The organism is Bordetella genomosp. 5 (genome assembly GCF_002261315.1).
Lineage (GTDB): Bacteria > Pseudomonadota > Gammaproteobacteria > Burkholderiales > Burkholderiaceae_B > Bordetella.
Genome location: NZ_NEVP01000006.1, coordinates 1 through 19522 on the forward strand (window position 1 = coordinate 1; position 19522 = coordinate 19522).

15 protein-coding genes and 1 pseudogene are annotated in these 19522 nt (G+C 66.2%); 6 read left to right on the top strand and 10 right to left on the bottom strand.

The features are described 5' to 3' along the window. Nucleotides 1–260: pseudogene (locus CAL25_RS24010) on the bottom strand (hypothetical protein); the annotation flags it as partial. Beyond that, nucleotides 257–1507: a tRNA (adenosine(37)-N6)-threonylcarbamoyltransferase complex dimerization subunit type 1 TsaB gene (gene tsaB / locus CAL25_RS08785; protein ID WP_094799601.1), complete on the bottom strand. Its 1251-nt coding sequence runs from the start codon at nucleotides 1505–1507 to the stop codon at nucleotides 257–259. The pseudogene CAL25_RS24010 and the gene tsaB, both read right to left, overlap by 4 nt. A 129-nt stretch (nucleotides 1508–1636) precedes the next feature. On the opposite strand from tsaB, the gene risA reads away from it, so the two are divergent. From risA to CAL25_RS08805, 4 genes are all read left to right on the top strand, one after another. After that, nucleotides 1637–2371 (top strand): response regulator transcription factor RisA, encoded by a 735-nt coding sequence (risA, locus tag CAL25_RS08790; RefSeq protein ID WP_003813882.1) that lies wholly within the window; start codon nucleotides 1637–1639, stop codon nucleotides 2369–2371. Nucleotides 2372–2405: 34 nt separating this feature from the next. After that, nucleotides 2406–3800, top strand: a complete 1395-nt coding sequence (gene risS / locus CAL25_RS08795; RefSeq protein WP_432759233.1) for a sensor histidine kinase RisS — start codon at nucleotides 2406–2408, stop codon at nucleotides 3798–3800. A gap of 62 nt (nucleotides 3801–3862) precedes the next feature. After that, nucleotides 3863–4411, top strand: coding sequence for a peroxiredoxin (locus CAL25_RS08800; protein ID WP_094799603.1), 549 nt, complete (start codon nucleotides 3863–3865; stop codon nucleotides 4409–4411). 54 nt (nucleotides 4412–4465) lie between these two features. Then, nucleotides 4466–4984 (top strand): carboxymuconolactone decarboxylase family protein, encoded by a 519-nt coding sequence (locus tag CAL25_RS08805; RefSeq protein ID WP_094799604.1) that lies wholly within the window; start codon nucleotides 4466–4468, stop codon nucleotides 4982–4984. A 114-nt stretch (nucleotides 4985–5098) separates the two neighbouring features. On the opposite strand, the gene CAL25_RS08810 is transcribed toward CAL25_RS08805, so the two are convergent. The 4 genes from CAL25_RS08810 to ispD all read right to left on the bottom strand — a co-directional run bounded on the left by CAL25_RS08810 (nucleotide 5099) and on the right by ispD (nucleotide 9674). Beyond that, on the bottom strand, nucleotides 5099–6097 hold the full coding sequence (locus CAL25_RS08810) for a winged helix-turn-helix transcriptional regulator (protein ID WP_094799605.1): 999 nt from the start codon (nucleotides 6095–6097) through the stop codon (nucleotides 5099–5101). Between the two features lie 352 nt (nucleotides 6098–6449). Beyond that, nucleotides 6450–8360: a PhoX family protein gene (locus tag CAL25_RS08815; RefSeq protein WP_094799606.1), complete on the bottom strand. Its 1911-nt coding sequence runs from the start codon at nucleotides 8358–8360 to the stop codon at nucleotides 6450–6452. A gap of 97 nt (nucleotides 8361–8457) precedes the next feature. After that, nucleotides 8458–8946 carry a 2-C-methyl-D-erythritol 2,4-cyclodiphosphate synthase gene (ispF, locus tag CAL25_RS08820; RefSeq protein ID WP_094799607.1) on the bottom strand — a complete coding sequence of 163 codons (489 nt, stop codon included), beginning with the start codon at nucleotides 8944–8946 and terminating at the stop codon, nucleotides 8458–8460. Beyond that, the gene (gene ispD / locus CAL25_RS08825; RefSeq protein WP_094800180.1) at nucleotides 8943–9674 is read right to left on the bottom strand and encodes a 2-C-methyl-D-erythritol 4-phosphate cytidylyltransferase; all 732 of its coding nucleotides are present in this window, start codon (nucleotides 9672–9674) and stop codon (nucleotides 8943–8945) included. Before ispD ends, ispF begins: the two co-directional genes overlap by 4 nt. Nucleotides 9675–9703: 29 nt before the next feature. On the opposite strand from ispD, the gene mfd reads away from it, so the two are divergent. After that, on the top strand, nucleotides 9704–13168 hold the full coding sequence (gene mfd, locus CAL25_RS08830; RefSeq protein ID WP_094799608.1) for a transcription-repair coupling factor: 3465 nt from the start codon (nucleotides 9704–9706) through the stop codon (nucleotides 13166–13168). A 12-nt stretch (nucleotides 13169–13180) separates the two neighbouring features. Next, complete coding sequence (serB, locus tag CAL25_RS08835; protein ID WP_094799609.1) at nucleotides 13181–14038, top strand: phosphoserine phosphatase SerB; 858 nt, start codon at nucleotides 13181–13183, stop codon at nucleotides 14036–14038. 95 nt (nucleotides 14039–14133) lie between these two features. On the opposite strand, the gene CAL25_RS08840 is transcribed toward serB, so the two are convergent. Genes CAL25_RS08840 through nuoL form a run of 4 tightly spaced genes read right to left on the bottom strand, consistent with a single transcriptional unit; the run spans nucleotide 14134 to nucleotide 19513 of the window. Then, nucleotides 14134–14457: a DUF2818 family protein gene (locus CAL25_RS08840; protein ID WP_094799610.1), complete on the bottom strand. Its 324-nt coding sequence runs from the start codon at nucleotides 14455–14457 to the stop codon at nucleotides 14134–14136. An 11-nt stretch (nucleotides 14458–14468) separates the two neighbouring features. Further along, entirely contained in the window at nucleotides 14469–15953 is a 1485-nt protein-coding gene (gene nuoN / locus CAL25_RS08845; protein WP_094799611.1) for an NADH-quinone oxidoreductase subunit NuoN, read from the bottom strand. Between the two features lie 9 nt (nucleotides 15954–15962). Continuing rightward, nucleotides 15963–17465, bottom strand: coding sequence for an NADH-quinone oxidoreductase subunit M (locus tag CAL25_RS08850; RefSeq protein ID WP_094799612.1), 1503 nt, complete (start codon nucleotides 17463–17465; stop codon nucleotides 15963–15965). Continuing rightward, nucleotides 17462–19513, bottom strand: coding sequence for an NADH-quinone oxidoreductase subunit L (nuoL, locus tag CAL25_RS08855; protein ID WP_094799613.1), 2052 nt, complete (start codon nucleotides 19511–19513; stop codon nucleotides 17462–17464). Before nuoL ends, CAL25_RS08850 begins: the two co-directional genes overlap by 4 nt. Nucleotides 19514–19522 lie beyond the last annotated feature (9 nt).

The window sequence follows — 19522 nt, forward strand, 5'->3', positions numbered from 1 at the left end:
TCTTTAACGCTCGCCGGCGGGCGGACGGCCGCGGGCGCCCCCTGGCGCGCGACGGCCGGCTCGGGCGTGGCGCCGGAGGCGGCGGCGTGCGCAGCGGTGCGCCCAGCGGCGGGCGCGCGCAGCCAGGTCTTCTCGATGCCGATCTCGCGCAGCCACAGGCGCTGCAGCGGATTGACGCGCAGGCGTACCGGCGTGGCGACGCCCGGCGTACCGACGCCCGACGTGCCGACACCCGACGCTGCGGCGCTCGACTCCGTCATGCCGCGGACTCCTTCAGGGACTTCTGCATCACCCACGCATCCTCACGCTGTCCTTGACCCGCGGGATAGTAATCCTTGCGCACGCCGATGCGCAGAAAGCCATGACGTTCGTAAAACGCGACCGCACCGGGATTGGACGGCCGGACTTCGAGCAGAATGCCGTCGACCTTGGCGGCGCGCGACTGTGCCTCGCACCACTGCAGCAACTGGCTGCCCACGCCCTGGCGATGCAGGTCGCGCTCCACGGCGATCACGAGCAGATGCGACACATCCGGCGCCATCATCAGCAGGCAGAAGCCGGCCAGCGACTCGCCACGCCAGGCCACGCAGCTCGCGTAGCCCGACAGCAGCGCATCGGAAAAATTGCCGCGCGTCCAGGGAAAGGCCTGCACCTGCGCCTCGAGCGCGGCCACGCGGTCCAGATCGGCCGGGCGCATGGGCGCGAGCCGCAAGGGGGCCGCGCCGGCCTGCGGCTGGGCGCGGGGGTTGCCGCCCTCGCCGCGCTGGCGCTCGGCGGTCGTGAAGGCAACCTTGTCGCGCACATAGAGCGGCGCGGCGAGTTCCGGCGGCAGGCTCAGGCCCTGGTCGAGCGCCAGTTCGGCCAGACGTGCCAGCGCCCGTGCCTGCGGCCGGGTCTCGGCGCTGCGCTGCCAGCCCGCGGGCACGGACATCGCGGCGGCATAGGCATCCCAGGCGTCGCCCGCGGCCACGATCCGGCCTTCGGCGGGCAAATGATGGCGCGCCCAAGCCACCACGTCGCCCGCGGCGATCAGCATGGGGGCGTGCAGCACTTCCCAGCCCGCGGCGCGCGCGGGGTCCTGCGTGCCCATCTGCGGCGCCGGCAGGCGCCGGTAGGCCGCCAGATAAACCTCTTCCATGCGAGCATCCAGTGCCACGACCACGATCTGACCCGGCAATACATGGGTGGCCTGGGCCACCGCCAGATGCGACACCACGGGCACGACGGGCAGATCCAGGCCCATCGCAATGCCCTGCGCCACGCCGCACGCGACCCGCAGTCCCGTGAAGCCGCCGGGGCCCTGTCCGAAAGCCACGGCGTCGAGGTCGGCCGGGGTCAAACCCGCCTCCTGGAGCAGCTCGTGCGCCAGGGGCAGCATGCGTTCCGCGTGCTCCTGCGACCCCTCGTGCTCACGCACGGCGATCGCGGTGCTCCCCGCCCGGCGCGTCAGCAGCGCGACGCCGCAACGGGAGGAAGATGTTTCAAAGGCCAGCAAGTTAATTTCCATGCCCTAGATTGTACGGAATCAGCCATAGGGCCCTCGTATGTAAGGAGGATTTCTACCGGTCAGTGCAATGTGTAATATCTTGTGAACAGCCTCTAGCCCCGCGTTCTTGTCACTGTTACATTTCCGGCCATGAATACGCAAAACACCACTCCCACCCGCAAGATCCTGGTCGTAGATGATGATCCGCGCCTGCGCGATCTGCTGCGACGCTACCTGTCGGAGCAAGGCTTCAATGTCTTCGTCGCCGAGGATGCCAAGGAAATGGGCAAACTCTGGCAACGCGAGCATTTCGACCTGCTCGTTCTAGACTTGATGCTGCCGGGCGAGGATGGCCTGTCGATCTGCCGCCGTCTGCGCGGCGGCCACGACAACACGCCCATCATCATGCTCACGGCGAAGGCGGAAGAAATCGACCGTATCGTGGGCCTCGAAATGGGCGCCGACGACTACCTGTCCAAACCCTTCAACCCGCGCGAACTGCTGGCCCGCATCAATGCGATCCTGCGCCGCCGCGGCACCGAAGAGCACCCGGGCGCGCCCAGCCAGGAAAACGAATCGATCGCCTTCGGTCCGTATGTGCTCAACCTGTCGACCCGCACCCTCACCCGCAACGGCGAGCAAGTGCCCATCACGACCGGCGAGTTCTCGGTGCTCAAGGTGTTTGCCCGGCATCCCAAGATTCCGCTGTCGCGCGACAAGCTCATGGAGCTCGCCCGCGGCCGCGAATACGAAGCCTTCGACCGCAGTCTGGACGTGCAGATCTCGCGCCTGCGCAAGCTGATCGAGCCGAACCCGTCGAAGCCTGTCTTCATCCAAACCGTCTGGGGTCTGGGATACGTGTTTGTTCCAGATGGCGGCAGTTGATTATTCGCCCCGACCCGGGCAGGAGCGCAGCCTCGTGCCCCGTTTGCGCAGGATTCTGAAAACCCTGACATCACGGTTGCGCCTCGGCTTGTTCGGGCGCACCTTCCTTTTGCTGGCGGCGCTCATGCTCGTCAGCCTGGGAGCGTGGCTGCAGGTGTTCTTCAGCATGGAGCTGGGCCCGCGCGCCAATCAAATGGCGCAGCGGGTGATCACGGCCGTCAATATCACGCGGACGGCCCTGGTCTACTCCCAGACCGACGAACGCAGCAAGCTGCTGCTCGATCTTGCGACCAACGAGGGGATTCAGGTCTATCCCCGCGAGGTCACCGACTTCTCCGAAGCCCTGCCCAATGACGATTATTGGCAGCGGGTGGCTCAGCACATCCGTACGCGCTTCGGTCCTGAAACGCAGATCGCGTGGGGGGTCAACCAGGTACCGGGCTTCTGGGTGAGTTTCCAGATCGACCAGGATCTCTACTGGCTGGTATTCGAACGCGAACAGATCGGGCTGACCGGTGGCATCGAGTGGTTAGGATGGGGAGCGACCGCGCTCCTGTTGTCGTTGGTGGGCGCTGCCGTGAGCGTGGGCTTCGTCAACCGGCCGCTGTCCAGGCTGGCACGCGCCGCGCAGGTCCTGTCGCGCGGCGAGACACCGGCGCCGCTGCCCGAACAGGGACCGCTCGAGATCCGGGACCTCAACGCCTCGTTCAATCGCATGGCCAAAGACCTGCGGCAGGCCGAGGCCGACCGCGAGCTGATGCTGGCGGGCATTTCGCATGATCTGCGTACGCCGCTGGCGCGCATGCGCCTCGAGATCGAGATGAGCGGCGTCTCGGAAGATGCGCGCCAGGCCATCGACGAAGACCTCGGCCAGATCGATCACAGCATCGGTCAGCTGATGGAATACGCGCGTCCGGCGGGCACTCTGCCCCAGCTCGCCACCGACATCTCGTCGGTGCTGGCGGAACTCTACGAACGCGAACGCAGTCACACTGCCACGCTCGGCGGCGAGCTCGAGGCCTCGATCGAGCCGGGCCTGCGCGCGCGCATCACCGCGCTGGATCTCAAGCGCATCGTCAGCAACCTGATCGAAAACGCCCGCCGCTACGGCCGCTCGACGGACGGGCTCGCCCATCTGGTCATGACGGTGCAATCCGAGGGCAATACGCTGGCCATCGAGGTGGCCGACCGCGGCCCGGGCATCGCGCCCGAAGAGGTCGAGCGCCTGCTGCGGCCCTTCTCGCGCGGCGAGGCGGCGCGCACCGGCGTGAGTGGTGCCGGACTGGGCCTGGCCATTGTCGAACGACTCCTGAAGCATGCCGGCGGGTCACTCAAAATGCTGCCGCGAGCCGGCGGCGGCCTGGTCGCCAGGATAGAGTTACCCAAAGCCAAGTTTAGGAATTATCAATTAGACAGCGATAATCAATAGCGTAAAATCCAGGGTTTGGGCCCCTCGGCCGACCCCTACCAACAACTTACTGGGAGTAACACATGAAAACTGTTGGCGACAAACTCGAGCCTTTCAAGGTTGCTGGCGTCAAGCCCGGCTTCAACCAGCACGAAGAGAACGGCGTTTCGGCGTTTGAAGACATCACCGAAAGCTCGTTCCCCGGCAAGTGGAAGGTGATCTACTTCTACCCGAAGGACTTCACGTTCGTCTGCCCGACCGAAATCGTCGGCTTCAACAAGCTCTCCAAGGACTTCGAAGACCGCGACGCCGTCCTGCTGGGCGGTTCGAGCGACAACGAATTCGTCAAGCTGGCTTGGCGCCGTGAGCACCCCGATCTCTCCAAGCTGGCTCACTACCAGTTCGGCGACACGACCGGTGCCCTGATCGACCAACTCGGCGTCCGTGAAAAGGGTGCTGGCGTGGCTCTGCGCGCCACCTTCATCATCGACCCCGACAACACGATCCAGCACGTTTCGGTGAACAACCTGAACGTCGGTCGTAACCCGGAAGAAGTCCTGCGCCTGCTCGACGGTCTGCAGACCGATGAGCTGTGCCCGTGCAACCGTACGGTTGGCGGCGCCACGCTGTAATTCTTCGGCCCGGCTTGTCCGGGCTTTTCCTGCTCCAGACTATAGGTAAAAACTATGGAATTCCTTTCTACCATCAAGGAACAACTGCCGGATTGGGCCAAGGACATCCGCCTGAATCTGGACAGCGTCATTGCCCGCTCGACCCTGTCGCAAGAAGACGCGTTGGGCGCGGCGCTGTCGGCCGCCTTCGCGGCAGGCAGCCCGTTCCTGGTCGACGCCTTCAAGGGCGCCCTCTCCGAGGGCGACGCGAACGCCGCGCTGACGGCCGCCGCGCTCATGGGCATGAACAACACCTGGTATCCCTACGTGGAAATGACCGGTGACGCTCAGCTCAAGAGCCTGCCGGCCCAGTTGCGCATGAATGCCTACGCCACCCACGGCGGCGTCGACAAGAAGCGCTTCGAGCTGTTCGCGCTGACCGCCTCCATCATCGGCAAGTGCCATTTCTGCGTGCAGTCGCACTACGAAAACCTGAAGAAGGATGGCCTGTCGACGGAGCAACTGCGCGACGCCGGCCGCATCGCGGCGGTCGTCAATGCCGCCGCGCAAGCGCTGAAGGCGCAAGGCAAGTAAGCCCTGCCCGACCCGCCGGGTATCGCAGCCGACGGGAGCACGACAGCAAGACCGACACCGGCCCCAGGGCCGGTGTTTTGTTTGCGGGGATGTCTTGCTGAGGGGCGAACGCGACTAGGCCTGGGCCAGCCGCGCCGCAGGCATCTCGCGCGCGAGCGCCTGGCGCTCGGCGGCGGACACGCGCTCGAGCCGGTAGCCGAAGCCGTACACGGTCTTGAGCCGGTAGCCGTTTTCGGGGCGAAGCTGCAGTTTGCTGCGCACCACACTGACGTGGGTATCGATGGTGCGGGGGCTGGGGGTGCCTTCGTCGGACCAGACGTGCCGGCGCAGGAACTCGCGCGAGAGCGGCTGCGCGTGATGGCGAAACAGCAGCAGCGCGACCTTGAACTCCTTGGGCGTGAGGTGGACCCGCAGGCGCTGCACCGACACTTCGTTGAGCGCCAGGTCGAAGCTGTACTCGCCGTGTACCTCGCACGCGCGCATCGCCGTCTGGCGCTGGGACCGGCGCAGGATCGAATCGAACTTGGCCCGCAACAGAACCGGCGCCGCGGGCCAGGACACGTAGTCGTCGGCGCCCGCCTGCAACAGGCGCGCGATCTGCGCGGAAGGCCACTCGCCGGGCAGAATCATCATCACGGTGAGCTCACGCGGCTGGTTCACCTGCAAGGCGTGCAGCACCGCGGCGACGCGCGGGGCGGGAAGCTCGCCGTCGATCAGGAGCACATCGAAGCGTGCCGACACCAGCGCCTCTGTAAAGGCCTGAATCTCGGCCGGCGTGGATACCGCATGCACGCCCACGAGCCCGCCATCGGAAGGTTCGCACCCCAATCCGGCGGCGAGCAGCGGCGCCAGCAGTCGTTGCTGACGCTCTACCCCGGTGGCCAGCAGGCACACTCGCACGCCCGGTGCCGAAGGCATGCTCAGACACTGAACATCGCAAGAGCCCGCGTGAGTGCCCGCCTCGGCACCGGGCTCGGCACCAGGCTCGGCGCCGAGGGCATCGCGGCCATCCGCGGTGCGGGCGTGTTGCCGCAGCCCCATCGGCGCGCCGCGCGACGCGTCTGGCTCGAAGGCGGTGAGGGAACGATGTGCAAGAACGGGGAGAGTGGACATGCGGAAGGCCTGAGACGTGGGATCGAGGCGGACGAACCGGGCTGCGCAGCGGGCCGGACGACCTGATCGTGACTGAACCGCTCCGAAGCCGATCGCGCGACACCCGGAGGGATGAGATCGACCCCAAGCGCCTGTCCGAGATTGATTCGGCGGCGGGTCGGTTCGCGCGCAGCGTTGTGGTCATTCCAGCCGGCAAACAAGCGAATGCTATTTGCCTGGGTGGCACCAGAATCTGTCGAAAACTCTCAGGCGACGGCGCGCCACCCCAGTCCAATCGCGCGTCGGCTGGCCGGCGGCATGCGACGCTTCCCGATCCCCACGCGGCCTCAGCCCCCGGGCCGCGCGCAATCGCTCAGATCCTGACGCCGGTCAGATAGCCCACGGTGGCGCCGTGACGGTCGCGGAAGTTCGCGCGAACCAGGGGCTCGGTGGCCGGGCGCACCTTGTCGTGCAACGCATTCCAATCGCCGGCGTGCTGAAAGTTGCTGGTGATGTAGGTCCAGCCATTGAGTTCGTCGACCGCCTGCAGACCGGTCGACTCGGCCGCGACCGGACAGGACAACACGCGGGCAAGTTTGCCGCTATCGACGTTGTAGGCCCACAGGAAGTTGTTGACGTGGCCGCCGCTGTCCTCGCCGATGAACAGGGTGCGCAGTGTCTCGGAAAACTTGATGTTGTCGGGGTTCGAGATCCGGTCGGCATCGTGGACATTGCCCAGGGCGTCCGGTTGCGGCAGGTCGGCCCCCACCAGCGCGGGCGGCGCGGCCATATCGATCGCCACCCAGTCGCTCTCGATCGCGCGGCCCTCGCTGTCCTTCTGGCCGCCCCGCAGATTGAGCGCATAGACCGCCCCCGCCTTCGGACCCTGCACCGCGATGCCTCCGGAGCCGTCGAGCATGGAGCCTTCGATCCGTGACATGGCGGAATAGGCCACCCGATCCCGCACATTGACCGTGGTGCCCTCCATCTTGGTGAAGCCCATGCTGCCGCCCGCCAGCGCGGCGTAGCGATGCGTTTCGAGAAATGCCGCGGCCTGCTCCATGCCGGGCTTGATCCTCACCCAGTTGTGCCGACCCGAAAACGGGATGCGGGTGTAGCCGGGCTGTCCCGGATCGGTCTCGTGTACCTCCATGATGTCGTCGCCCTGCAGACGGTCGGCCAGGCCGCGGATCTCGTCGCTCGTGGCGTGCCCGAGGCGAACCCAGCTCAGACTGGCCGCGCCCGGGCCCGTGCCCGACTGCTGGTGCCAGCGCGCCACGTAGAGCGTGCCCGCGGACAGATCCTCGGCACGATCGGCCACGAACATGAACAGACCGCCATGGGTCGCATCGTCGCCCATCAAGGCCGTGCGGCGATCGGGCATCACCTGAATGAGCTCGTGCGAAATCCGGCCCAGGCAGTAGTGCTTCTTGATGACGCCGGAGCCGTCGGGCTGGACCACCACTTCGGGCAGGTGTCCGTAGTGATAGGGCCGGGCCGTGTTTTCGTCACCGTAGAGGTTGCGGCTGAACGCCCGGAAGCGCGCCGCGTCCTTGGGCTTGGGCGAGATGGCGTCCGGCTCGTATTCTTCGCTCGACAGGTGCGTGTTCCAGGGCGAAAGACTGGCGCCGCAGGTGATCCACAGCCCCTGGACAGACGCGGTATCGACGGCGCGATACTGCACCAGGCGCAGGTGGCCGGTTGCCGGATCCTGATCGAGCGTAAGTACCGCAATGGGCGACGGCAGCCTGGCGTACATCTCCGCGCCCGCCTGGTCCCAGGTGGTGTACTCGAACTGGACCACGGCAAAGACCGGGTTGCCGCGCACGCCGGGCACACGTGCCTCGGGCAGCGCGAGCAGCGACATGCCATCGGGGCAATCCGAGAAATACTGCCGCTCGCGGCCCGGCACGGAGCGATCCACGATGGGCTCGCCATGGATATCGAGATAACCGCCCGCGAGCACGGTACCGCCCTGCCCGTCCGGCACGGCGTCACCGGTCATGAAAAAGGGGTGATAGGCCAGCGCCACCGATTCTTCGCGGCCATCGGGATACTGCAGCACCATGCGCGACCCGACCGTAGTGCGCGCCATCGCGGCGGGGTCGTCGAGCCCGGGGGCCGGCATCCCGGTGAACGACACCCGCGCGGGCTGCCCGGCGCGTGCGTGCGCCGGGGCGGAGCGCATCATGCCCGCGCCCAGGCCGCCCGTCAGCGGCAACAGCGGCGCGCTGCCCAGAAACTTCAGGACATCGCGGCGGGAATACGGCGGCACTCGGGACATGGATGACGGCTCCGGACTTGAGGCTGAACACAACGGCAAGCGATGCTACCGGGTGTTCATGACACCGCCAGGACCGTCATCCCCGTATCCGACCCGCTCAATCGCGGCGCGCGATCAGGGCCACCACGGTGGCCGCAATACCTTCTTTACGGCCGAGATAGCCGAGATGCTCGTTGGTCTTGGCCTTGATGTTCACGGCGTCCGGAGACAGGCCGAGGTCGGCCGCCACATTGGCCATCATGCCGGGCGCGTGCGGACCGATCTTGGGTGCCTGCGCATGGACGGTCGCGTCGACGTTGACCACCTGCCATCCCGCCTCGCTCACGCGCGCCATCGCTTCGCGCAGCAGCACCCGGCTGTCGGCGCCCTTGAAGGCAGGGTCGGTATCGGGGAAGTGCCGGCCGATGTCGCCCAGACCCGCCGCGCCCAGCACCGCGTCGGTGATCGCGTGCAGCAGGACATCGGCGTCGGAATGGCCTTGCAGGCCGTGGGAGTGAGGGATCGTGACGCCGCCGATGATGAGCGGGCGCCCTTCGACGAGTGCGTGGACGTCGAAGCCTTGACCGACGCGAAAGGGAATATTCATAGCCATTTTTCCATCAACTCGAAATCTTCAGGCCAGGTGACCTTGAAATTGCGCGCCGAGCCCGGCACCAGCAGGGGCGCGAGGCCGGTGCCCTCCACCGCGCTGGCCTCGTCGGTCACGGCGATCGCCTGGGTGCGCGCCTGCGCCAGCGCGGCGCTCAGCATACCCAGGCGGAACATCTGGGGCGTCTGGGCAAGCCAGAGGCCATTGCGATCGATCGTGCGTGCCACCGCGGCGGGATCGCCGCTTGCTGCCTGCTTGACGGTGTCGGGCACCGGCTGCGCGAGCAGGCCGCCCGTGGGGTGAGGCAGGCAGGCGTCGATGAGCCGGCCCAGCGCCGCCGCGGGCAAGCCCGGCCGCGCCGCGTCGTGCACCAGCACCCAGGCGCTGTCCGGAACGCCTTCGGCCCGCAGCACGTCGAGCGACTGGGCCACGGTATCGGCCCGGGTGGCGCCGCCGCAGGGCTGCCAGGCGGTGCGGGGCAAGCCGTGCAGCGCCGCGCCGGCCCAGTCGTCGGTGGCGCTCACCGCGACCAATACGCGGGTGATCCGCGGATCGGCCAGGAGCGCCCGGACGGCATGGCGCAGCATGGGCTCGCCGCGCAAAGCGCGGTATTGTTTGGGGACCCCGGCGCCGTCTGAGGCGGCGCGGCTGCCCACGCCGGCGGCCGGCACGAGGGCAATCAGAGGGTCATTTGCGCACAGCGCGGACGATAGGGGTTCAGACATGGTCAAGAGATTTTATAATCTTCGCCCTGATGGCTGAATCTTCCTCTCCCGCCGCCGTGGCGCCGCACCTCCCGTCCACCGCCGCCACCCTGGCCGCGCTCAAAACCGGCACGCGCTATGCGCAACCGCGCCCACCGGGCTCGGGCGATGGCTGGCTGCTGGCCGATCTGGCGCGGGCGGCGCGCCGCCCGCTGGTCGTGTTCACGGCCGAGCCGCTCGAGGCCCAGCGCCTGACCGACGAAATCCCGCAATTCGCGCCCGATCTGCGCGTGAGGCAGTTGCCCGACTGGGAAACTCTGCCCTACGACGCGTTCTCGCCGCACCAGGACCTGATCTCCGAGCGCCTGCACACGCTGCACGCCCTGATGCTGCACGAGGTCGACATCCTGACGGTGCCGATCACGACGGCCCTGTACCGGCTCGCGCCGCCCTCGTTTCTGGCCGCGTATACGTTTTCGTTCAAGCAGCGCGACAGGCTCGACGAACAGGCGCTGCGCGCCCAGCTCACGCTGGCGAACTACAACCACGTGACACAGGTGACGGCGCCGGGCGAGTTCTGCCTGCGCGGCGGTCTGATCGACCTGTTCCCGATGGGCTCGGTGGTGCCCTACCGCATCGACCTGTTCGACAACGAGATCGAATCGATCCGCGCGTTCGACGTCGACACGCAGCGCAGCCTGTATCCGGTGGGCCAGGTGCAGTTGCTGCCGGGCCGCGAATTCCCGATGGACGAAGCGGCGCGCAATCATTTCCGGGCCCGCTTCCGCGAGGTGTTCGAGGGTGATCCCTCGCGCGCCCTGCCCTACAAGGACATCGGCAACGGCATCGCCTTCGCCGGGGTCGAATACTACCTGCCGCTGTTTTTCGAGCAGACCGCCACGCTGTTCGACTACCTCGCCGAAGACACCATCACGGTCACGGTAGGCGACATCGACGACGCGATGCAGCGCTTCGCCCACGACACCGCCAGCCGCCATAACTTCCTGAAGAGCGATCGCGAGCGGCCTGTGTTGCCGCCCGAAGCGCTCTTTCTCGATGGCGAAGGCATGTACGCCGGGTTTCGCCAGTTTGCCCGGCTGGCCCTGACCAGCGAGCGCCCGCATCCCGATTTCATCGCGGCGCCCGATGTGGCCGTGGCGCGCCGCGCCGACGACCCGGTCGCCAAGCTGCGCACGCTGATCGGCCGCACCGACGCCCGCGTGCTGCTGTGCGCCGATTCGGCGGGCCGGCGCGAGACGCTCAGCCAGATGCTCGCGGAGCAAGGCGTTGCGGTCAATGTGCAGACCGACGACATCCAGGGCTTTCTGCGTGACGAAGGCCACTTCGGCCTGGCCGTCGCGCCGCTGTCCACGGGCTTCGGCCTGCCGCAGTGCGGCCTGGTGTTCCTGACCGAGAACGACCTCTACCCCGGCAATTCGCCCGCCCGCCGCGGCGGCAAGCGCGCCCAGGAGCGCACCAGCAACGTCGAAGCGATGGTGCGCGACCTCGCCGAGCTGCGCGCCGGCGACCCCGTGGTCCACGCCCAGCATGGCATCGGCCGCTACCACGGCCTGGTCAACATGGACATGGGCGAAGGCGAGATGGAGTTCCTGCATCTCGAGTACGCCAATGGCAGCACCCTTTACGTACCGGTGTCGCAGTTGCACGTGATCGCGCGCTACAGCGGCGCCGACCCCGAGGCCGCGCCGCTGCACAGCCTGGGTTCGGGCCAGTGGGACAAGGCGCGCCGCAAGGCGGCCAAGCAGGTGCGCGACACCGCCGCCGAACTGCTCGCCCTCTATGCCCAGCGCGCCGCGCGCGAAGGCTATCAATTCAAGCTGCCGCTCAACGACTACGAGGCCTTCGCCGAAGGCTTCGGCTTCGAAGAGACGCCCGACCAGTCCGCCGCCATCCAGGCCGTCATCCTGGACATGACCTCGGGCCAGCCGATGGATCGGCTGGTGTGTGGCGACGTGGGCTTCGGCAAGACCGAGGTGGCCCTGCGCGCCGCCTTCCTGGCGGTGGCCAACGGCAAGCAGGTCGCCCTGCTCTGCCCCACCACCCTGCTGGCGGAGCAGCACGCGCAGACGTTCAGCGACCGCTTTGCCGACTGGCCCGTGCGAGTCGTCGAGCTCTCGCGTTTCCGTTCCGCCAAAGAGGTGGCGAGCGCGATCGAAGGCATCAACGACGGCCGGGTCGACATCGTCATCGGCACGCACAAGATCCTGTCCAAAGACGTGCGCTTCAAGCGTCTGGGCCTGGTCATCATCGACGAAGAGCACCGTTTCGGCGTGCGCCAGAAAGAGTCGCTCAAGGCCCTGCGCGCCGAGGTCGACGTCCTCACGCTCACTGCCACGCCGATCCCGCGCACGCTGGGCATGTCGCTCGAAGGGATCCGCGATTTTTCGGTGATCGCCACCGCGCCGCAGAAGCGCCTGGCCATCAAGACCTTCGTGCGCCGCGAAGACGGCAGCACGATCCGCGAAGCGCTGCTGCGCGAGCTCAAGCGCGGCGGCCAGGCCTACTTCCTGCACAACGAGGTCGAGACGATCCACAACCGGCGCGCCCGCCTCGAGGAGCTGGTGCCGGAAGCCCGCATCGGCGTGGCGCACGGCCAGATGGCCGAGCGCGAGCTCGAACAGGTCATGAAGGGCTTCTACCAGCAGCGCTACAACGTCCTGCTGTGCACCACCATCATCGAGACCGGCATCGACGTGCCGTCGGCCAACACGATCGTGATCCACCGCGCCGATCGTTTCGGGCTGGCGCAGCTGCACCAGTTGCGCGGCCGGGTCGGTCGCTCGCATCATCAGGCCTACGCCTATCTGCTCACGCCCGGCGAAGACGCGATCACAAGCAATGCCAAGAAGCGCCTCGAAGCCATCCAGGCCATGGAGGAGCTGGGCTCGGGTTTCTATCTGGCCATGCACGATCTCGAGATCCGCGGCACCGGCGAGATCCTGGGCGATTCGCAGTCGGGCAACATCCAGGAAGTGGGCTTCTCGATGTACAACGAGATGCTCAACGAGGCGGTGCGGGCGCTGAAGGCGGGCGAAGAGCCCGATCTCGATGCGCCGTTCAACCTCGCCTGCGAGGTGAACCTGCATGCCCCCGCCCTGCTGCCCTCCGACTACTGCCCGGATGTGCACGGCCGCCTCGCCATCTACAAGCGCCTCGCGCATGCCGCCGACGAAGACGATCTGATCCAGATCCAGGAAGAGCTCATCGATCGTTTCGGCAAGCTGCCCGAAGCCGCGCAGACGCTGCTGATGACGCATCGCCTGCGCCTGGCCGCCCAACCGCTGGGCATCGTCAAGATCGATGCGAGCGAGTCGCAGGCGCTGCTGCAGTTCGGGCCCAAGACCTCGGTCGACCCGCTGCGCATCATCGAGCTGGTCCAGAAGCAACGCCATATCAAGCTGTCCGGCCAAGACCGGCTGCGTATCGAAATCAAGGCGCCGCAGGTCAATGCGCGCGCCGACGCCGTGCGTGCCGTGCTGCGCTCGCTGGCCTAACCCCCCGATCCCATGACCCAGAATCTCATCATTCAATCGCCGGCGCTCACCGTGGGCCACGCCGAACAGCTCGCCGCGCTGGCGAGCGCGCAAGGCATCGCCCGCATCAGCACGACGGCCGCGCGGCTGCTCCAGGTCGAGTCCGACGACGCGACGCGCGCCGAGGTGCGCGATTGGGCCGATCGTCACGGCGTGGACGCGGCCTTCGTCGCGCCGGGCCTGAAGCTGGGCCAGTGCAAGGTGCTGGCGATGGACATGGACTCGACGCTCATCAATATCGAGTGCATCGACGAGATCGCCGCGACCGCCGGCCTGGGCGACAAGGTGGCCCAGATCACCGAGGCCGCCATGCGGGGCGAAATCAAGGACTTCTCCGAGAGCCTGCGGCGCCGGGTGGCCCTGCTCAAGGGCGTGCCGGCCAGCACGCTGCAGCGGGTCTACGACGAAAAACTCCAGCTCAACCCCGGCGCCGAGCGCATGCTGAGCTCGGTCCAGGCGGCCGGCATCAAGACGCTGCTGGTCTCGGGCGGGTTCACCTTCTTCACCGAGAAGCTCAAGGCACGCCTGGGCCTGGATCGCGCCTACGCGAACACGCTCGAAGTCGACGGCGCGGGGCTGCTGACCGGCTCGGTGCTGGGCGATATCGTCGACGGCGCGGCCAAGGCGCGCCATCTGCAGGCCTTCGCCCGGGAGCACGGCGCGAGCCAGGACCAGATCATCGCGATGGGCGACGGCGCCAATGACCTGCCCATGCTGTCGCACGCGGGCTTCCCGGTGGCCTACCACGCCAAGCCTATCGTGCGCGAGCAGACGCGCTATGCGCTCAACGTGAGCGGCCTGGACGGCATTCTGAACTGGTTCGAAGCCTGAGCCGCCGGCCCGCCCGATCGGATCCGCGGGCCGCGCGCCCGATCACAAGCCCATGAAAAAAGCCTCCCGAGGGAGGCTTTTTTCATGGGGCAGGCTCAGGCGCGGGCGGGCCGGCGATACAGGTAGCGGTACACGAAGCCGGGGTACCCCAGCACCAGGTACAGCGCCAGGGTGATCGCGTAGAACTCCCAGGCCTGGGAGAACGGATTGCCCAGCGTGACTTCGAAGGCCCGGCCGATCGCGCCGACGATGAGGTAGTAGACGAACACCTCGACCAGGCGCAGCCAGAACGGCTTGGCCGCCACGGCCCCGCCCTGCTTCCAGGGCGACACCGCGAACACCCGTTCGGTCAGGAAGGGCAGATTCGCGCTGACCAGGGCCAGCGCGATGAGCAGCCAGACTGCCAGGGTCTGATTCACAGCCCGGTCCTTTAATTACCGAACGTGCCCTGGATGGCCTGCAGACACAGGGCCATCAGACCGCCGGGCAGGATGCCCAGGATCAGGATCAGGGCGCCGTTGACCGACAGCAGACCGCGTTGGGCGGCATCTGCCCGCAGCGGCGCGGGCTCGCCCACCGGTTCGTCGAAGTACACGACCTTGACGACACGCAGGTAGTAGAAGGCGCCGATCAGCGAGAACAGCACCGCGACCACGGCCAGGGCCACATGACCCGCTTCGACCACTGCCTGCAGCACGGCCAGCTTGGCATAGAAGCCCACCAGCGGCGGCAGACCGGCCAGCGAGAACATCAGCAGCAGCACGATCGCGGCATGCCAGGGGCTGCGGCGGTTCAGGCCCTTCAGGTCGTCGATCTGTTCGCACTCGAAGCCCTGGCGCGCCAGCAGCAGGATGATGCCGAAGCTGCCGAGCGTCGTGAGGACGTACGTGATCATGTAGAACAGCGAGGCGCTGTAGGCCGCGGCCCACGCGTCGGGCTTGCCTTCGACTACGCCCGCCGACAGCGCCAGGAGCACGAAGCCCATGTGCGAGATCGTCGAGTAGGCGAGCATGCGCTTGAAGTTGGTCTGGACGATGGCGGTCAGGTTGCCGATGGCCAGCGACAGCACGGCCAGGATCATCAGCATCGGCTGCCAGTCGGCGGCCAGGCCCTGCATGCCGTCGACCAGCAGACGCATGGTCATGGCGAAGGCGGCAAGCTTGGGCGCGCCGCCCAGGATCAGCGTGACGGCCGTCGGCGAACCCTGATACACGTCGGGGACCCACATGTGGAACGGCACGGCGCCGAGCTTGAACGCCAGGCCCGACACCAGGAACACGATGCCGAACACCAGGGCCAGCTGCTGTGCCTTGCCCGCGGCGATCACGTCGGCGATCTCGGCGATGCCGAGGTGGCCGGTGGCGCCGTAGACCATGGACATGCCATAGAGCAGGAAGCCCGAAGCCAGCGCGCCCAGCACGAAGTACTTCATGGCGGACTCGGTGGCGACGGCGTCGTCGCGACGCAGCGCGATCAGCGCGTACAGGGCCAGCGACATGAGCTCGAGACCGAGGTAGATCGAGATCAGGTTGCCCGACGAGATCATCACCATCTGACCCAGCAGCGCGAACAGCGTGAGCACGTACAGCTCGCCGCCACGCAGCATTTCACGGTCTTGCGCGTAGACGCGGCCATAGACCAGCGTGACGGCCACGGCGATGTAGGACACGATCTTCAGCAGATGCGAGAACGAATCGGTGACGTACATGCCATGGAAGGTGGTACCGGTCACGCCATCGGCCCACTGCATGGCCGACACCACCGTGAGCGCTGCCAGCGAAAGCAGCGTCAGGACGAACGTGGTCATGCGCTGGGGATGCTTGCTGAACGCGTCGACGAGCAGGACGAACAGCCCCAAGACCAGCAACAGGATCTCTGGTGCAGCCAGAGCAAAATCGAGGTGGGATTGCATCATTGTCTAGTCTTACAGTTTCGAGACGGCAACGTGTTGCAGCAGGGCCTCGACCGACACGTGCATCACGTCGGTAAAGGGCTTGGGATAGATCCCCATGTACAACACGGCGATCGCCATGATGCCGAGAAGCAGGAACTCGCGGCGGTTGAGGTCGGTGAGCTCACGCACGTGGTCGTTGGTGATGTCGCCGAAGACGACACGCTTGACCATCCAGAGCGAGTACGACGCACCCAGGATCAGGGCGGTGGCGGCCAGCAGGCCCACCCAGAAATTGTGTTCGACGGCGCCCATGATGACCATGAACTCGCCCACGAAGCCGCTGGTGGCCGGCAGGCCGCTGTTGGCCATCGAGAACAGCACGAAGAACGTCGCGAAACGCGGCATGACGTTGATCACACCACCGTAATCGGCGATCTGGCGCGAGTGCATGCGGTCGTAGAGCACACCGATACACAGGAACATCGCGCCCGACACGAAGCCGTGCGACACCATCTGCACGATGGCGCCTTCGACGCCGGCCGTGTTGAAGATGAAGAAGCCCAGCGTGACGAAGCCCATGTGAGCCACCGACGAATACGCCACCAGCTTCTTCATGTCTTCCTGGACGATCGCGACCAGACCGATGTAGATCACCGCGATCAGCGACAGCGTGATCATCAGGCCAGCCAGCGCGTGCGAGGCATCGGGCGTGATCGGCAGCGAGAAGCGCAGGAAGCCGTAGGCGCCCAGCTTCAGCATGATCGCGGCCAGCACCACCGAACCGCCCGTGGGCGCCTCGACGTGGGCGTCGGGCAGCCAGGTGTGGACCGGCCACATCGGCACCTTGACGGCGAACGCCGCCAGCAACGCCAGGAAGATCAGGATCTGCGGGGTATAGCCGATCTTGGTCTGGTGCCAGGTCAGGATGTCGAACGAACCACCCGAGACGTTCCAGAGATAGATAAAGGCCACCAGCGTGAGCAGCGAGCCCATCAGGGTGTAGAGGAAGAACTTGAACGCCGCGTACACGCGATTCGGACCGCCCCAGACACCCACGATGATGTACATCGGGATCAGGGTCGCTTCGAAGAACACGTAGAACAGCATGCCGTCGAGGGCCGCGAACACGCCGACCATCAGACCCGACAGGATCAGGAAGGCGGCCATGTACTGCGACACGCGGCTCGTGATGACCTCCCAACCCGCCACCACCACGATGATGGTGATGAAGGCCGTGAGCAGCACGAACCACACGGAAATGCCGTCGACACCGAGGTGGTAGTTGACGTTGAAGGCTTCGATCCAGGACGCCTTCTCGACGAACTGCATCGCGGCGGTGGTTTTGTCGAAGCCGGTGTAGACCGGAATGGTGACCAGGAAGCCCGCGATCGAACCGATCAGCGACAGCCCGCGCGTCAGGCCGGGACGGTCGTCACGGCCCAGCGCCAGCACCAGCAGGCCGAATACGATCGGAACGAAGATCGCAAGCGTGAGCCAGGGAAAAGTGTTGGATGCCATCTCGCTTGCCATCATTGGGGAATCAGCACAAAGAAAGTAACCAGCGCCATGATGCCGATGATCATCGCGAACGCGTAGTGATAGATGTAGCCGGACTGCAGGTGACGGCTGATCGCAGCCACCCAGCCCACCACGCGGGCACTGCCGTTGACCAGCACGCCGTCGATCAGGCCGCGGTCACCGGTTTGCCACAGGCCACGGCCCAGGCAACGCGCGCCGCGAGCGATGATCTGCTCGTTGACCCAGTCGACGAAGTACTTGTTCTCGAGCACCTTGTTGACGCCCGACAGGCTCTTCTGGATCGCGGCAGGCACCTTGGGATTGATCAGGTAGCAGTACCAGGCGATGACGGCGCCCGCGACCACCAGCCAGAACGGCAGGGTCTGGAACGCATGCATGCCGTAGGCCACCCAGCCGTGCCAGTGCTCGGCACGCTCGGCCATGGCCGGGTGCTGCGGCAGCACGGTGATCACGCCCTCGAAGAACTTGCCGAACAGCATCGGATCCACCACCCACGCGCCGATCACGACCGACGGAATGGCCAGCAGAACCAGCGGCAGCGTGACGACCCAGGGCGACTCGTGCGGCTTGCCGCCGTGATGGCCGTGGCCGTGGTCGTCGTGGCCGTGCGCGTCATGGCCGTGCGCGTCATGGGCATGGTCGTCGTGACCGTGGCCATGGCCGTGCTCGGGGTAACGTTCCTTGCCGTGGAAGACCAGGAAGTACACGCGGAACGAGTACAGCGAGGTCACGAACACACCGATCAGCACCGCGTAGTAGGCGAACGAAGCGCCCCACACGTTGGCCGCGCCAGCGGCTTCGATGATGTTTTCTTTCGAGTAGAAGCCCGAGAAGAACGGCGTGCCGACCAGGGCCAGCGTACCGATCAGGAACGTGATCCAGGTGATGGGCATGTACTTGCGCAGGCCGCCCATGTTGCGGATGTCCTGGTCGTGGTGCATGCCGATGATGACCGAGCCCGCACCCAGGAACAGCAGCGCCTTGAAGAACGCGTGCGTCATCAGGTGGAAGATGGCGACCGAGTACGCCGAAGCGCCCAGCGCGACCGTCATGTAGCCCAGCTGCGACAGCGTAGAGTAGGCCACCACGCGCTTGATGTCGTTCTGGATGATGCCCAGGATGCCGAGGAACAGCGCGCCGATGGCACCGATCACGATGATGAAGGACAGCGCGACGTCGGACAGCTCGAACAGCGGCGAGAAACGCGCGACCATGAAGATGCCGGCCGTCACCATGGTGGCGGCGTGGATCAGTGCGGAGATCGGGGTCGGGCCTTCCATCGAGTCGGGCAGCCAGGCGTGCAGCGGGACCTGGGCCGATTTGCCCATGGCGCCGATGAACAGGCAGATACACGCGACGGTCAGGAGCATCCAGTCGCTGCCGGGCAGCGTCATGGCGGCCAGCTTGTCGGCCTGCTCGAACACTTCACCGTAGTGCATGGTGCCGGCGTAGGCGAACAGCAGACCGATACCGAGCACGAAACCGAAGTCACCGACACGGTTGATCAGGAACGCCTTCATGTTGGCGAAGATCGCGGTCGGACGGGTGTACCAGAAACCGATCAGCAGATACGACACCAGGCCCACGGCTTCCCAGCCGAAGAAGAGCTGAACCATGTTGTTGGACATGACCAGCATCAACATCGAGAAGGTGAACAGCGAGATGTACGAGAAGAAGCGCTGATAACCGGGATCGTCGGCCATGTAGCCGATGGTGTAGATGTGCACCATCAGCGAGACCGACGTGACCACGACCATCATCATGGCCGACAGCGGATCGATCAGGAAGCCGATTTCGAGCTTGGTCTGGCCGATCAGGGTCCAGGTGTAGACGGAACCGTCGAAGCGCAGGCCGTTGAGCACATCGCCCAGGACCACGACCGAGCCGATCGCGGAGATCAGCACGCCGAGAATCGTGATGCAGTGCGCGCCGCGGCGGCCGATCGGACGACCGAGAAAGCCCGTGCCAAAGAGGCCGGCGAGAATCGCGCCGACCAGCGGAGCCAGCGCGATAAGCAAGTAGAGATTGGGTGAACTAGACATTTTCTTCCA

What these genes read in the sequence shown, in the direction of transcription:
- tsaB (WP_094799601.1), bottom strand. Translation starts at nt 1,507, where the DNA reads ATGGAAATTAACTTGCTGGCCTTTGAAACATCTTCCTCCCGTTGCGGC.
- risA (WP_003813882.1), top strand. Translation starts at nt 1,637, where the DNA reads ATGAATACGCAAAACACCACTCCCACCCGCAAGATCCTGGTCGTAGAT.
- CAL25_RS08800 (WP_094799603.1), top strand. Translation starts at nt 3,863, where the DNA reads ATGAAAACTGTTGGCGACAAACTCGAGCCTTTCAAGGTTGCTGGCGTC.
- CAL25_RS08805 (WP_094799604.1), top strand. Translation starts at nt 4,466, where the DNA reads ATGGAATTCCTTTCTACCATCAAGGAACAACTGCCGGATTGGGCCAAG.
- CAL25_RS08810 (WP_094799605.1), bottom strand. Translation starts at nt 6,097, where the DNA reads ATGTCCACTCTCCCCGTTCTTGCACATCGTTCCCTCACCGCCTTCGAG.
- CAL25_RS08815 (WP_094799606.1), bottom strand. Translation starts at nt 8,360, where the DNA reads ATGTCCCGAGTGCCGCCGTATTCCCGCCGCGATGTCCTGAAGTTTCTG.
- ispF (WP_094799607.1), bottom strand. Translation starts at nt 8,946, where the DNA reads ATGAATATTCCCTTTCGCGTCGGTCAAGGCTTCGACGTCCACGCACTC.
- ispD (WP_094800180.1), bottom strand. Translation starts at nt 9,674, where the DNA reads ATGTCTGAACCCCTATCGTCCGCGCTGTGCGCAAATGACCCTCTGATT.
- mfd (WP_094799608.1), top strand. Translation starts at nt 9,704, where the DNA reads ATGGCTGAATCTTCCTCTCCCGCCGCCGTGGCGCCGCACCTCCCGTCC.
- serB (WP_094799609.1), top strand. Translation starts at nt 13,181, where the DNA reads ATGACCCAGAATCTCATCATTCAATCGCCGGCGCTCACCGTGGGCCAC.
- nuoN (WP_094799611.1), bottom strand. Translation starts at nt 15,953, where the DNA reads ATGATGCAATCCCACCTCGATTTTGCTCTGGCTGCACCAGAGATCCTG.
- CAL25_RS08850 (WP_094799612.1), bottom strand. Translation starts at nt 17,465, where the DNA reads ATGATGGCAAGCGAGATGGCATCCAACACTTTTCCCTGGCTCACGCTT.
- nuoL (WP_094799613.1), bottom strand. Translation starts at nt 19,513, where the DNA reads ATGTCTAGTTCACCCAATCTCTACTTGCTTATCGCGCTGGCTCCGCTG.